A 12,982-nucleotide genomic window follows, 5' to 3' on the forward strand; every position below is an offset into this window, starting at 1 on the left:
CAAATCTCCGTTGTATCCAAGCTTGATGTCTTGCGCGCTTGCCGTGGCAGCGGCGACAACGCTGGCTGCCAGGATGGCTCGCTTGAAGAGCTTAGGAATACTCATGGCTGTCTCCTTTTGGATTTGTGAACTCTGTGAGTTCTGGGTTGGAAATCTGGATGGGAACGACTCAAGAGGCGAGAAACCCGCCATCCACAGGCAGCGTGACACCTGTCACGTAGGAGGCCATGCTGGATGCCAGGAAAACTACGGGACCGACCAATTCTTCGGGCTGACCGACGCGTGCCATGGGCGTACGCAACATAAATTTATCGAGTCGCTCTGGCGCTTCCCGCGTGTAGGAAGTCATCGGGGTTTCGATGACTCCTGGCGCGATTGCGTTAACCCGCACACCGTCTTTGGCGAGTTCGACGGCGAGGGCTTGCGTCATGAGTTTGACGGCACCCTTGGATGGCGAATAGCCAACCACGTTGGGGATGCCAGTGCTCGAAGCGATAGATCCCACATTGATGATCACGCCTCTGGTCTGCTTTAGTGCGTCCAACCAAGCATGAGATGGAAGGAAAGTACCCATCACATTGACATTCAGAGTGCGCTCGAGGTTGGACGCCACCTGAGGGCTGTCGAGCCCTTCGCGAATGATGATGCCCGCGTTATTGACCAAGATATCGATGTTGCCGATTTCAGTGGCTACAGTTTTAGCCAAGGTTTGGCACGCTTCGCTTGAGGTCACATCCAACTTGTACGCGATCGCATAACTGCCAGCGGCCGTGATTTCTGCAGCGACAAGCTTGGCGTTCTCTTCGTTCAAGTCTGTCACGACGACCCGAGCGCCCGCCTTGGCAAGACCTTTGGCGATAGCCCTGCCATTGCCTTGTCCCGCGCCAGTCACCAGCGCGATGCGTCCACGAAGGACCTGGGGCGCCATGAATTCAGAGATTTCCATTGCAGTCTTTCTTTATGTGTTCGATCTATGCCGTTTGGGGTTGCAGGCGCTCTGCAGAGGTGCGGCTTGAACTGTCTGTCAGTTCACTCGGTTTCTTTGCGAGCGTCTGGCCAACGACATAGCCAAAAGTGAGCGCTGGGCCGAGGGTGATACCCGCGCCCGGATAGTTGCCTCCCATGATGCTGGCCGCGTCATTGCCAACTGCGTACAAACCCTTGACTGGCTGCCGATCCTTTGAAAGGACTTGGCAAGACTCATCGGTCGCCAGCCCTGCGAACGTCCCGATTTCGCCCACAACAATCTTGATGGCATAGAACGGTCCCTTGCGAATGGGCGCCATACAGGGGTTTGGTTTGACCAAAGAGTCGCCCTGATACCTGTTGTAGGCGGTACTTCCCTTGGAGAACTTCGTGTCAACGCCAGATGCAGCGTCCCGATTGAAAACTTCCACCTCCTCTTGCAAGGCGGCAGCTGGGACACCAATAACACTGGCCAACTCCTGTAGGCTGCTACCCCGCTTGAGATATCCGCTCTTCAGATGTTTGCCGATAGGGAGAGGAAATGGAGCAACCGCCCCCAGTCCGTATTCACGCAAGTGCTCGTGATCGCAAACGAGCCAGCAGGTCACTTCGGCGGAGTTCTTACAAGCTTTCACCAATGCTTGAATGAAGTCGTGATACGACAGTGCCTCATTGGTGAATCGCCGTCCCTTTGTAGTCACGGCAATCACGCCAGGCTTAGCGCGATCAATGAAGTGCGGCATGACCCCCTGGGTGCCATCCTTGCGTTGGACCACCGAGGTGGGGCACCAAGCAGCCGCATTGGGGATGGTGGGATCGACCCAGCCCCCGACCGATTCGCCGAGGCGCAAACCGTCACCAGTGTTCAGTGCAGGGGACGGCGTGAAGTGCTCCCGACCGGTCGGAGCATGAGGGAACAATTGCTTGCGACGCTCGATGTCATATGGGAAACCACCGCAAGCCAAAACCACGCCTCGACGCACCCGGATTTCTACTGACTTGCCATCGCGCACCACGATTGCGCCCACGACCGCATCGCCTTCAACGATGAGTTTTTTAACCGGCGCATTCAGCCACACGGGAATGTTCAGGTCCATGCCGGCCTTAGCCAATCGACCAGCCAACGCATTACCGTTGGTCAGCGTCATCCCACGGCCATACCTGACAACATCCATGAGATGTCCGCCGAACCGCTTTGCGACGTACCAAAAAGACTCGAGCGACTTAAAAGCACGCAAGAAGTGCCACAACTCTTTGCCCGATCCAAGCATCATCCCGAAGACTGTCAACTCGGGCACCGGGGGCGCGAGTTTTGAAACATAAGTGCCGAGTTCTCGGGCATCGAATGGGCGAGTCACCATCGATCGGCCACCAGGTTGGCCGCCTGGAGCCTCGGCGTGATAGTCCGGAAATACGGGCGGCATGTCGAATTGCACGCACGTTTTTTCCGTGAAGAAGTCAATGGCTTTTGGACCGTTCTCGATAAATGCGTCTACGCGTGCGGGGTCGAAGTGCGTGGTGGTTTCGTGCTGCAGGTATTCCCGTGCCGCCCCTGCAGGTTCGCTGATGCCTTGCTCCTTGGCGAGCTTCGTCCCCGGAATCCACAACCAGCCACCCGAACGGGCTGTGGTGCCCCCATATACGGGGGCCTTGTCCACAACCAGCACCTTGAGTCCTTCGTACGCAGCCGTCACGGCCGCGGACATACCGGATGCTCCAGTTCCAACTACCAAAACGTCGTAGCTCGTTTCCAGCTCACTCATGATCATCACTCCTTGGACGTAGGGGCTGCTTTAGCGACCCGATGGCGTTAGTATGGTGCTAATGCATTTTTTATAGACTAATGGTTTACCCTGATCTAATGCAATTGAATGGATCAGATACCATGCATCGCCTACGGGGGTATCTGCTATGGAAGAAATCGAAATGGCCTCGGACAAGGAGCGCCGAGGCATACAAGCCATAGAAGCGGGCGGGCACTTGCTTCTCGCTTTGGAGGCCCATGGACACCCTCTCCCCCTGAAGCAGCTTGCAAAAGCAGCCAACATGGCCCCAGGAAAGGCCCACCCTTACTTGGTGAGCCTCTCAAAACTCGGTCTGGTCACTCAAGACGCCTTAACCTGCCACTACTGGCTCGGTCCTACAGCCATGGAGCTCGGGCTCTTGACGCTTCGCACCGTGAATCCCCAGCGCGAAGCTGCACCGTTTGCTGAACTACTTGCGCAAGATACTGGGCACAGCGTTGCACTGTCTGTTTGGGGAAACCACGGTCCTACGGTCGTGTCCCTCGTCGACGCGACCTATCCCCTTCATACCAACATGCGTGTGGGGACGGTCATGTCTCTTGCCGGGACGGCAACGGGACGATTGTTCGTGGCGTATCTACCGCGACAACTCATAGAAGAGTCATTGCTTGAAGATGACCGTCGGCTTGGTCCAGATATTTCACGAACCGTCGAGCCGAGCGAACTGCAGGATATGCTCCGCCTGGTGCATGAACACGGACTCTCACGATCCGTCGATATGCCCACCTTGGGGGTCAGTTCATTTGCTGCCCCGGTCTTCGACTATTCAGGCAATCTAGTGATGGCTGTCACGCTCCTCGGGCGTACCCGCTCTTTCGATACAACATGGAGCGGGAACCAGGCAAAAGCGGTAAGGGCATGCGGCTCGGCGATCTCTGCCCGCCTCGGAAACCTCCGTCGTGGCCCATGAGAACCCAAGGCAAAGAGCATGAGGTTGCAGCGTGACATCCCAACGAACAAAAACAACCGCCCCCGTCACTTCGAATGCAGTGACGCCTTGCTCTTCATCACAGACAAACTAATGCGTACGCTTTAGACTAAAAATTGATCACTAGCTAACGCGATCGACAAACAAAAATTCCGAGGAAACGATCATGGGCACACTTGACGAAGATGGCAACGAAGGTGGTTCGGAGAAGGGGCGCCGAGGAATTCAGTCTATTGAGGCAGGTGGCCAATTGCTTCTAGCCCTTGGCGCGCAAGGGCGACCACTGCCTTTGAGAGAACTAGCTCGGGCTGCCGACATGGCACCAGGAAAAGCACACCCCTACCTTGTGAGTTTCGCCAAGTTGGGGCTTGTGACGCAGGAGGCCTCGACGGGGTTCTATTGGCTGGGACCTACAGCAATGCAGTTAGGTCTCGTGACCCTTCGTATGCTCAATCCGGTCCGCGAAGCCACTCCCTTCGCAGAACAGCTAGCAAGGGAAACCGGGCACAGTGTCGGATTGTCCGTCTGGGGAAATCAAGGCCCGACGATGGTCTTTCTCTTTGACGCAATCTATCCACTGCACACAAACATCCGCACTGGAACAGTCATGTCTCTGGCAGGTACGGCGACCGGTAGATTGTTCGCCGCCTACCTACCCGCGAAACTGATCGAAGAGTCGCTGCAGGAGGATGAGCGACGCTTGGGGCCGGATATCGCGAAACCAGTTGACACGGAAGAACTGCAGAAGATGTTGATAGAGGTGCGCAAGCATGGCGTGTCTCGCTCAGTCAACAACCCAACTCCTGGTGTCTGCTCATTTGCAGCACCGGTTTTCGACTACTCCGGCAACATCGTCCTCGGAGTCACCCTCATGGGCCGCTCCAGGTCGTTTGATACGGACTGGAACGGCACTCAGGCGACAGCCGTCCGCGCATGCGGCCTTGAGGTTTCAAAACGCCTAGGCGGGCCTTCAAGAGCCTCTCTGGATCCGCGCTGACACCAACTGGACGAGTTGCCTGCGGCTGACGTCCTGCAACTACGCTTTCCTGAATCCAAGCCTCTGCGAGATGTTGAGGGCACAAGTGCGTAAGGCCAAAGCCATAGGGCCATTCCAATCGGGGTCAAAAGTCCCCGTAGGGCCCATCATCGTAATGGTCAGGGCAATCGCGCCGGAGTAATCGAAGACTGGCGCCGAGAACGAAACGATCCCTGGCGTTGGATGATTCACCCCTCGCGACATTCCCCGCACCCTCACCTCCTCGATCAAATCCTCAACCGCCTTGCCATCCAGCGGGTGAGCAATGTCAGGGCCCAAACGGATGTAGTCATCCTGAAGCATGCGGTCGATCAACGGCCTTTGCAAATACGCTGAGTACACCCTGCCTGTTGCTGTATTGGCCAGCGACATCACCGTTCCGGTACGGATATTGGTGTTGATCGGATACGCGGCGTCGATCAGGCGAACTATTACGGGCCCAAGGTTTCCCCAGACCGCGATCGCAACCGTGTGTCCGGTTTCAGCAGCCAGCGCCTCCGCCATGGGCGTCGCTTCACGAATGGGATTAAGAGTCTGCAGTCCTGTGAGCCCCAATTGGATCGCCATGGGACCCAGCATGTATTGACCAGTTACAGGGTCCTGTGCCACCAGTCCGATCTTCCCAAAGCTCACCAAGTAGGGGTGGATCTTCCCGGAAGGCATGCTCACCGCTTTGGTCAGGTCTCTGAGGGCCATAGGACGTGGCTCAGCAGCCAGCACTCTCAGGATTTCCCCACCGACTTCTATTGACTGAATTCCACGGCGCTCACGGCCACTGGGGAGAGATGGATTCAGATCTTCATCTTGCTCGTGGGTCAGTTTCATAGTGAGAAATCATATGTGCAATCAGCTTCCCCATGGAAATTCAACAATGACTAACGCACTTGCATAGGGTAAATACTAGTCATAGTTTAGCGAGCTAGATAAATACTAGCAACAGATGACCGGAAAGTGTGGCTCTGATATGCCAACACGCCGCATCCGCCCTTTTTTTCACTCGGAGACAAGCATGAGAAACCTTCTATCGGCACGCAGACTAGCCCTTGGAGCAGCTGCGTTCATTTCATTCGCAGTCGCTGCGCAAGACATCAAGCTGGGGTTCAACGGCGACCTGTCAGCCTCGCCATCTGCACAAAGCGGAGCCGCAGGCGTGCTTGGAATTCGCGCCGCCATTGAAGACATCAACGCCGCGGGTGGCGTGCTTGGCCGAAAGCTCACGCTAGTGATTCGCGACGATCAATCCCAGCCGCCCAAATCGATCCAGAACATGAGTGARTTGATCGAYARCGAGAAGGTGGTGGCCGTGCTTGGCCCCACCAACTCTGGCAATGCGATGGCCTGGAAACATATTCCCAACCAGAAAAAAGTTGTCTCCATGGGCATGATCGGCGGAGGAACCGACATCACCAAGCCGATGAGCCCAGGCGCTGAAAACTACATGTTCCGCGTCTCCATCGTTGACAGAGAACAGGTGGTGGGTTTGATGGCCTATGCGAAAAAGGCAGGCGCCAAGAAGCTCGGCCTGGTCGCGGAGACCACGGGTTACGGCCAAGGGGGTCTCAAAGACATGACCGAGATCGCGAAGCTGCAGGGCCTCGATGTCGTTGCAACGGAGAGATTCGCTGTAGGTGATACAGATATGACCTCACAGCTGAGCAAATTCAAAGCAGCCGGCGTAGACACGTTGGTGGTTTGGGCGCAGGGAACGCCAACAGGCCAGCTGGTCCGCAGCATGGAGAAAGTCAACTATTTCCCGAATGTCCTGTCATCTTGGRCCGCCGACAACATCACTTTCTATGACGCGGCGGGCCAAGCCTTGGCCGAAAAGCCAGTCTTTATGCGCACCATGGTTGATGCCGTCGCTCCCAAGCAAAAGGCTCTCTTTGAGCGTACCAAGGACAAATTGGCAGCAGCCAGTGCATTTCCGTTCGTGGCTCATGGGTACGACGCAACGCTACTTCTGGTAGCCGCCATCAAGCAAGCAGGTTCTACCGACGGAACAAAAATGCGTGAGGCACTAGAGAACCTGCAAGTTCCGGTAGAGGGCATCAAGAAGACGTATGAACGCCCCTTCTCGCCGACAAGTCATGAAGCGCTGACCGCTAGCGATTTTGCTTTCGTCAAATGGACAGGGGGCAAGCTCACTCAAGTGAACGACGCAACGACCAAGTCGCTGCAATCGTCCGATTTCAAGCGCTAGATACCGTAGCAGGCCCCATCGACAGAAGCTTTGCTGGGGTCCTCGCCTTCGATTGAGATATCGCTCGGAAGCGCCCCCCAGCCTTCAGTACACCTGCAGAAGCATCAAATGAAAATCCTCGAACTTTCGCCCGGTATGTCAGGGCACGAGATACAGGCACTCGAGTTTGCCTATGAGCCTTCGCCCGACCAGCGCAGCGAGCATCCAGCACACCACCCCCTCGTTGTCATTGGCGCTGGGCCAGTTGGTCTGAGCCTCGCCATAGACCTCGCTCAACGCGGACAAAAGGTTCTTCTGGTGGACAACGACGATCGGCTGTCGAACGGATCGCGCGCTATCTGCTTTGCCAAACGCACGCTGGAGATTTGGGATCGACTTGGCGTGGGAGACGCCTGTGTTGGCAAAGGCGTTTCATGGAACGTGGGCAGACTGTTCCGAGGAAGCGAGCAGGTATACCAATTTGACCTGCTGCCGGAGCCGGGCCATGAGCGACCAGCCTTTATCAACCTTCAACAGTACTACGCCGAAGCGTACTTGCTGCAACGAGCAACCGAGCTTCCCAATTTGGAAATCCGCTGGAAGAACGCTGTTGTCGCCTTGGATCAGATAGAGGGCGAAAACGGAAAAGTCACCTTGGGAATTGATACACCGGATGGTCCGTACAAGGTGACTTCCGACTACGTCGTCGCTTGTGATGGTGGACGGTCCAGCGTTCGCGCACTCATGGGTCTGGAGAGCAAGGGGCGTGTATTCCATGACCGGTTTCTAATCGCCGATGTGAAGATGGCTGCGGACTTCCCAGCTGAGCGCTGGTTCTGGTTTGACCCACCATTCCATCCAAATCAGAGCGTTCTTCTACATCGTCAACCGGACAACGTCTGGCGGATCGATTTCCAACTCGGTTGGGATGCTAATCCAGAAGAAGAAAAGAAGTTGGAGAGAATCACTCCGCGCATCAACGCAATGATGCGTCAGGCGCTTGGCCGAGAAGTCCCCTTCGAATTGGAATGGGCGAGCGTCTACACCTTTGTGTGTCTGCGCATGGAGCGCTTTCGTCATGGCAGAGTGATCTTTGCAGGAGACAGCGCTCACGGGGTTTCACCATTCGGAGCCCGCGGCGCAAACTCAGGCATACAGGATGCGGAGAATCTCGCCTGGAAACTGGACTCAGTACTTAAAGGGAAAGCGACAGCGCTCGCAACTGAGGCCCTCCTGGACAGCTATGGGATTGAACGCGAATTCGCAGCTGACGAGAACCTGCTTAACTCAACCCGAGCCACCGACTTCATCACTCCCAAAAGCGAGATCAGCAAACAGTTTCGTGATGCGACGCTAGATCTCGCAGCCGAATTTCCATTCGCGCGTCAACTGGTCAACAGCGGGAGATTGTCTGTTCCGGCTATCTTGGAGACCTCGCCTCTGAATACTCCGGATAGCGAGAAATTCGCCTCGCCCATTTGTCCGGGCGCACCTGCAGCAGACGCCCCGATAACCCGCGCAGGAAAGACAGAATGGTTTCTGCGGCAATTGGGTCAAGACTTCACGTTGGTGGTCTATTCAAATGAAATGCCGACCGATCTCGCTCACACGGAAATTGACAAGGTACTGGTCGTGACCGGAACGACATCACTGCAGGACGGTCCGGGTCTGAGGGTGATCTGTGACAAAGAAGGTCTGTTCGCCCGCCGCTACGACGCCCGCCCGGGCAACGCGTGGTTGATACGCCCGGACCAGCATGTATGTGCTCGCTGGCGTGCACCTGAAGCAGAAGATGTCGACGCGGCCTTGCTGCGCGCTCTCGGAAATACCGTCCAGGCCTGATATGAATCTCATCACGACACCAAACTTCCAAGCCGCTGACGAATTTTATGAAAAATTGATCGAGGCACATCGCGACATCGACTTGGCAAGGAGCCACAAGCTGAACATTCAACTCGTGCTTTTACTTGCCAATCACATAGGAAGGCGCGATGTATTGTTGGACGCCCTAGAAGCCGCGCGACGCAACACTTGTGCTAGCAGATCCTAGGGCGGGACAAGTAGCCCGGCCGGAGACCGCAACGCAGCGATTGCTGTCTGTGGCGGTAGCGCCATCGAGTTGCGGTGGCGACCCTTTGCTGTCATTCAGTCGGCCCTGAATTCCGAGGTCAGGTGTCTGGTTTCAGAGCCGCTGCTGCCGTTCGCATGCCGCCACGGCACAGCCCCCCTTCGCGTGTACTCGGGCCAGATGATTTTCGTCGGACATGATTTGCGCCACAGATTTGGAATGCAGTTCGTCTAGCTGACGGTGCGCCGCTACACTTGTGACCAATGTCACCGGCTGCTCGGTCGGTGCATTACCTAAGTAGAACGGCGTTGCAAAGAGGGTGTAGAGATGACAGGGTCAATCAGTGGTCTGTCTAGACCGAGTCAGACGTCCGACCCGTGGGGGCGCTACTACACCTCGCCTTTGGTTAGTCGGTCGTTGATCGAGCGGATCGAGGTGCCGCAGCCAAAGCTGGTGCTGGAACTGGGGTCGGGTGCCGGGTCCCTCTGCAGCGCTGCAGCCAGACGCTGGCAGCATGCAAAGCTTGTCACCGTGGACGTCGACTGCGGCGCGCCTAGGCCTTTGGACGCCAGCAACGCCTCCCCGCACCTCAAGCACACCCACTTCGTCCATGATGTTCTGGACGAGGCGCTGTCGGACCGAATCGGCCTGAAGCTCGGAACGGTGGACGTTGCCGTCTGCAACCCGCCGTACATCCGGCCCAGATGGAGGGCGGACTTTGGCAAGATCTTGGAGGACGCGGGTCTGTCAGGCGCCCTTACCTCGCTTTTCGACGCTGGCGCAGATTTGCTCTTCCTTGCCCAGAATTTGCGGCTGCTTCGCAACAACGGCAAGCTCGGCCTGATCCTTCCTGACGGGCTGGTGACGGCGGAACGGTTCAGCCGCGTCCGGCAGACGTTGTTGCGTCAACACTTCGTTCAGCAAGTCGTCCAGCTTCCGCGTGGGGTGTTCAAGGGCACCGAGGCGCAGACTTATCTCGCTGTGTTAACCAAGAGCGCGGGTGAAACCGGCGAAGTCTCTCTCAAACAGATGGGGGCCGACGGCCGGCTCAGCGCGGCGATCCAAATCGGTCAGGACGCCGCTGTCAAGCGACTCGACTTCGCATTCCACGCGTCACGTCCGGTGCCAGTCCGCCGCAGTCGTGACAGCCCGTCGCCAATGTCCTTTCGCCAAGCGCTGACCGATGTCGTGCGAGGAAGCATCTGTTCGTCGGCCATACCGTCGTTTCCGGTGCCTGTGTTTCACCTCGGGGATTTTCCGAAGCCCATGGGCGAACAGGCTGTGCGGATCGTGCCAAAGCGCTTCGCACTAGGCGCTCGTACGGTTCAGCGGGTTGCTCGTGATGCCCGACTCGCCATACCAGGGGACATTTTGATTGCTCGCGTTGGCCGGTCGCTTTCGGATCAGGTCGCTCTCGTGGTCCATGGGCCTTGCGTGATCAGCGACTGCATCTTTGCGCTGCGTGCAACGGACAGCTATCGTGAAAGGCTCTACCGTTTTCTGGAAAGCGACATGGGCCGACTAGCCCTCGGTTCAGCAGCCCACGGCGTTGCCGCGAGGTTCATGTCGAAGAGCAATCTGTTCGACATTCACTTCTGAAGGTTCCGACGATGTCTCAGAATCTTCAATTCGATGGCTTCGATCAACTCGCTGTCGAGCGTGCCGTTCACTTGCTTAGCCGCACGGGCGTGCGAGCGCCTCTGAACATCGAACGAATCAAGCGGTGGGTCAAGCAGTTCCAGTCTCAGGCCGAGAAAACGCTCGCCTGGCTGATCTTGCGCAACCTGATCTTTCGTACTAACGAGCAGCTCCTTTCGTCGATGCGCCAGGCCCTCAAACAGGCGACGATTCACTTCGTCGAACAGCAGGGATCGCAAGGTGAGGTTGCCTGGGGAGACGCGCTGAGGGGGAGCACGGGCCTAAGCATTTCCTGCGGTCCGCCGTCGCTGGCCACCCGCGGCTTTGTTCCTCCCGGTAAGAGCGGCGAGCTGATGGCCCGCCTGGTCAATCAGCGCTATCGGATCGAGAAGCATTTTCCCTCTGAGATCAATGTGCTGACGCCTGACGAACGGTTCATCGTGGTCGACGATGGCACCTACACGGGGGTGCAGCTGTGCACCTTCCTGAGAAATTGGGATATCGACTTTTCTCAGCGGCGCGTAGCCATCGCCGTATCTATGGCGCATAAGACGGCCTGCCAGGCGCTCAAGGACGAGTTTCCAACTGTTCCGATGTTTTACGGCGAACTGCTGGCGCCCGAGATGTGCTTTACGTCCCTCTGCCAGAGGTGGGTAGAAACGGGGCAATGGCGATATGAGACGCCGCCGATTGACGTATACGCTGAAGTCCACAGGCGAAACCAGCCCTTTGAGAAGGGAAACGGTGCTAGTGGCTATGGTGATGTTGGCGCACTCATCGCGTTTGAGCACGGCGTACCGGACGATTCCATTCAACTGCTTTGGGATACCTCCCGTACGTGGCAGCCACTCGTCGATAGGGGAACCTGATGACCATGCAAATCGACGCTTCCCTGTTGGCCAAGACGCGTGCCGAGGAGCATGAAGCCGACGTCTGGGGGGAGTTCTTCATCCCTCCCTATTTCGATCAACTTGCGTTGACGACCGCGACGAAGTCCGTTTTCATCACGGGCAAGCGTGGTTGCGGCAAGACCATGCTGCTGAAGTACTTCGACTATCACACGGCCTTCTCGAAGCGCCGCGAACAAATTCCGGCCAGCGAGATCGACCACGTCGGTGTTTACTGGCGCGTTGATACGCAGTTCTGCAGCTCGCTCAACCATCGCGGAATTGAGGAGGGCGAATGGAGCGTCGTATTTGAGAGCTACTTTGGCTTGGTGATCGCGATCGAGCTGCTGCATGCAGCAAAAACCATTGCGCAGAGTGCCTTCCAAGAGCTTGACGAGGCGAAGCTGGCGTCGTTGGCCTTCTTGAGCGCTGGGGACTATATGGACGGCGCACCAACCGGCGCGGGCGACCTGCTCCGGTATCTGGAGTCGCTGAGGCGCAAATTCRCCACCTGGGTCTCCAACGTCAAAGCCATGGCGCGCCCGGTGCTGCCCCCCGGCCGCCACTTCGTCTTGTCGCTGATCGGCGATCTGCGCGAACTGCCGGAGCTGGCGACGCTGTCACTCTTTGTATATGTCGATGAGGTCGAGAACCTGGTGCCGTACCAGAGGCATGTGCTCAACGCATTTTTGAAGCACAGCCAGCGTCCGCTGATCGTCAGCTTCACCTCTAAGGAGCACCCATCGGATAACCAGACGTCCGGACCTGAGTCAATCAACGCCACGCACGACTACCGACTCCTGGATCTCGACAAATTCTTGGAGGCTAGCAAACCGACCACGTTCTTTGCTGAGGTGTTTCTTAGCAACTTGGACATTGCCGCGAGCCTCGCAACAAGTCCTCGACTCGACATGGTCCGGTCTCACGACCGTCTCGCGGAACGCCAGGGACCGTCCTATCAAAAGGAAGTCATCGGGATAATGCGCAAGCGCTTTCCCGAAATGTCGGACAAGCAGATCGCCGCAAGCGCATTGCGGGAGCCTGCTCTCAAAGACATCTTGACCCGCAAGATCAGTAAGGCGCTGAAAGACCGCGCAAGCAAGCTCTCGGCTCATGAATTCCTGTTCGAGGGTGCGGCCCCTGAGGCCCTGGTCACGCTTCCGGCGTTGCTCAACCGCGAGACGTTGGTCCCAGAGAAAGTGTTGACGGAATTGCATCGCTTTTCGGCGGAGGGCAAGGGCTCGTTCGACACTACCTGGGTACACAACAATTTGTTCGGCGCTATCTTGGAGCTGTACCGCCCGTTCGCCCGGGAATGCCCGCTGTATAGCGGCTTTGACACGCTGGCCACGATGGCCAACAACAACCTCCGCAATTTCCTGATTCTTTGCTACAAGACCCTCGAAGTCGCAGACCTGCGTGACGAGCCGGAAGCGCCGTATTCCGTTGACATTCAGTGTCGCGCTGCCTACGAC

General features: G+C 57.0%; 11 protein-coding genes. 8 read left to right on the forward strand and 3 right to left on the reverse strand.

Annotated elements, in window-relative coordinates; all coding sequences use genetic code 11:
• Positions 1 to 169: 169 nt before the first annotated feature.
• Both AC04MI_RS18810 and AC04MI_RS18815 read right to left on the reverse strand, forming a co-directional pair.
• Entirely contained in the window at positions 170 to 946 is a 777-nt protein-coding gene (locus AC04MI_RS18810) for an SDR family NAD(P)-dependent oxidoreductase (RefSeq protein WP_476498399.1), read from the reverse strand.
• A 25-nt stretch (positions 947 to 971) separates the two neighbouring features.
• A complete protein-coding gene (locus AC04MI_RS18815) occupies positions 972 to 2,729 on the reverse strand; it encodes an FAD-dependent oxidoreductase (RefSeq protein ID WP_476498400.1) in 1,758 nt (585 codons plus the stop codon).
• Positions 2,730 to 2,877: 148 nt separating this feature from the next.
• Here AC04MI_RS18815 and AC04MI_RS18820 point away from each other — a divergent pair, with 148 nt between their 5' ends.
• Together AC04MI_RS18820 and AC04MI_RS18825 are read left to right on the forward strand one after the other, a co-directional pair.
• Positions 2,878 to 3,681: an IclR family transcriptional regulator gene (locus tag AC04MI_RS18820; RefSeq protein ID WP_476498401.1), complete on the forward strand. Its 804-nt coding sequence runs from the start codon at positions 2,878 to 2,880 to the stop codon at positions 3,679 to 3,681.
• A gap of 184 nt (positions 3,682 to 3,865) precedes the next feature.
• Positions 3,866 to 4,696, forward strand: coding sequence for an IclR family transcriptional regulator (locus tag AC04MI_RS18825; RefSeq protein ID WP_476498402.1), 831 nt, complete (start codon positions 3,866 to 3,868; stop codon positions 4,694 to 4,696).
• 39 nt (positions 4,697 to 4,735) lie between these two features.
• On the opposite strand, the gene AC04MI_RS18830 is transcribed toward AC04MI_RS18825, so the two are convergent.
• The gene (locus AC04MI_RS18830; protein ID WP_476498403.1) at positions 4,736 to 5,560 is read right to left on the reverse strand and encodes an IclR family transcriptional regulator; all 825 of its coding nucleotides are present in this window, start codon (positions 5,558 to 5,560) and stop codon (positions 4,736 to 4,738) included.
• A 184-nt stretch (positions 5,561 to 5,744) separates the two neighbouring features.
• Here AC04MI_RS18830 and AC04MI_RS18835 point away from each other — a divergent pair, with 184 nt between their 5' ends.
• The 6 genes from AC04MI_RS18835 to AC04MI_RS18860 form a co-directional block, all read left to right on the forward strand.
• Entirely contained in the window at positions 5,745 to 6,935 is a 1,191-nt protein-coding gene (locus tag AC04MI_RS18835) for an ABC transporter substrate-binding protein (protein WP_476498404.1), read from the forward strand.
• A gap of 108 nt (positions 6,936 to 7,043) precedes the next feature.
• Entirely contained in the window at positions 7,044 to 8,756 is a 1,713-nt protein-coding gene (locus tag AC04MI_RS18840; RefSeq protein WP_476498405.1) for an FAD-dependent oxidoreductase, read from the forward strand.
• 1 nt (position 8,757) lies between these two features.
• Positions 8,758 to 8,964, forward strand: coding sequence for a DUF2783 domain-containing protein (locus tag AC04MI_RS18845; RefSeq protein WP_476498406.1), 207 nt, complete (start codon positions 8,758 to 8,760; stop codon positions 8,962 to 8,964).
• A 345-nt stretch (positions 8,965 to 9,309) separates the two neighbouring features.
• Positions 9,310 to 10,581 (forward strand): N-6 DNA methylase, encoded by a 1,272-nt coding sequence (locus AC04MI_RS18850; RefSeq protein ID WP_476498407.1) that lies wholly within the window; start codon positions 9,310 to 9,312, stop codon positions 10,579 to 10,581.
• A gap of 11 nt (positions 10,582 to 10,592) precedes the next feature.
• A complete protein-coding gene (locus AC04MI_RS18855; RefSeq protein WP_476498408.1) occupies positions 10,593 to 11,489 on the forward strand; it encodes a phosphoribosyltransferase-like protein in 897 nt (298 codons plus the stop codon).
• A partial coding sequence (locus tag AC04MI_RS18860) for an ORC-CDC6 family AAA ATPase (RefSeq protein ID WP_476498409.1) occupies positions 11,489 to 12,982 on the forward strand: 1,494 nt, incomplete at its 3' end. The genes AC04MI_RS18855 and AC04MI_RS18860, both read left to right, overlap by 1 nt.

This window comes from Acidovorax sp. LjRoot204 (assembly GCF_056175785.1).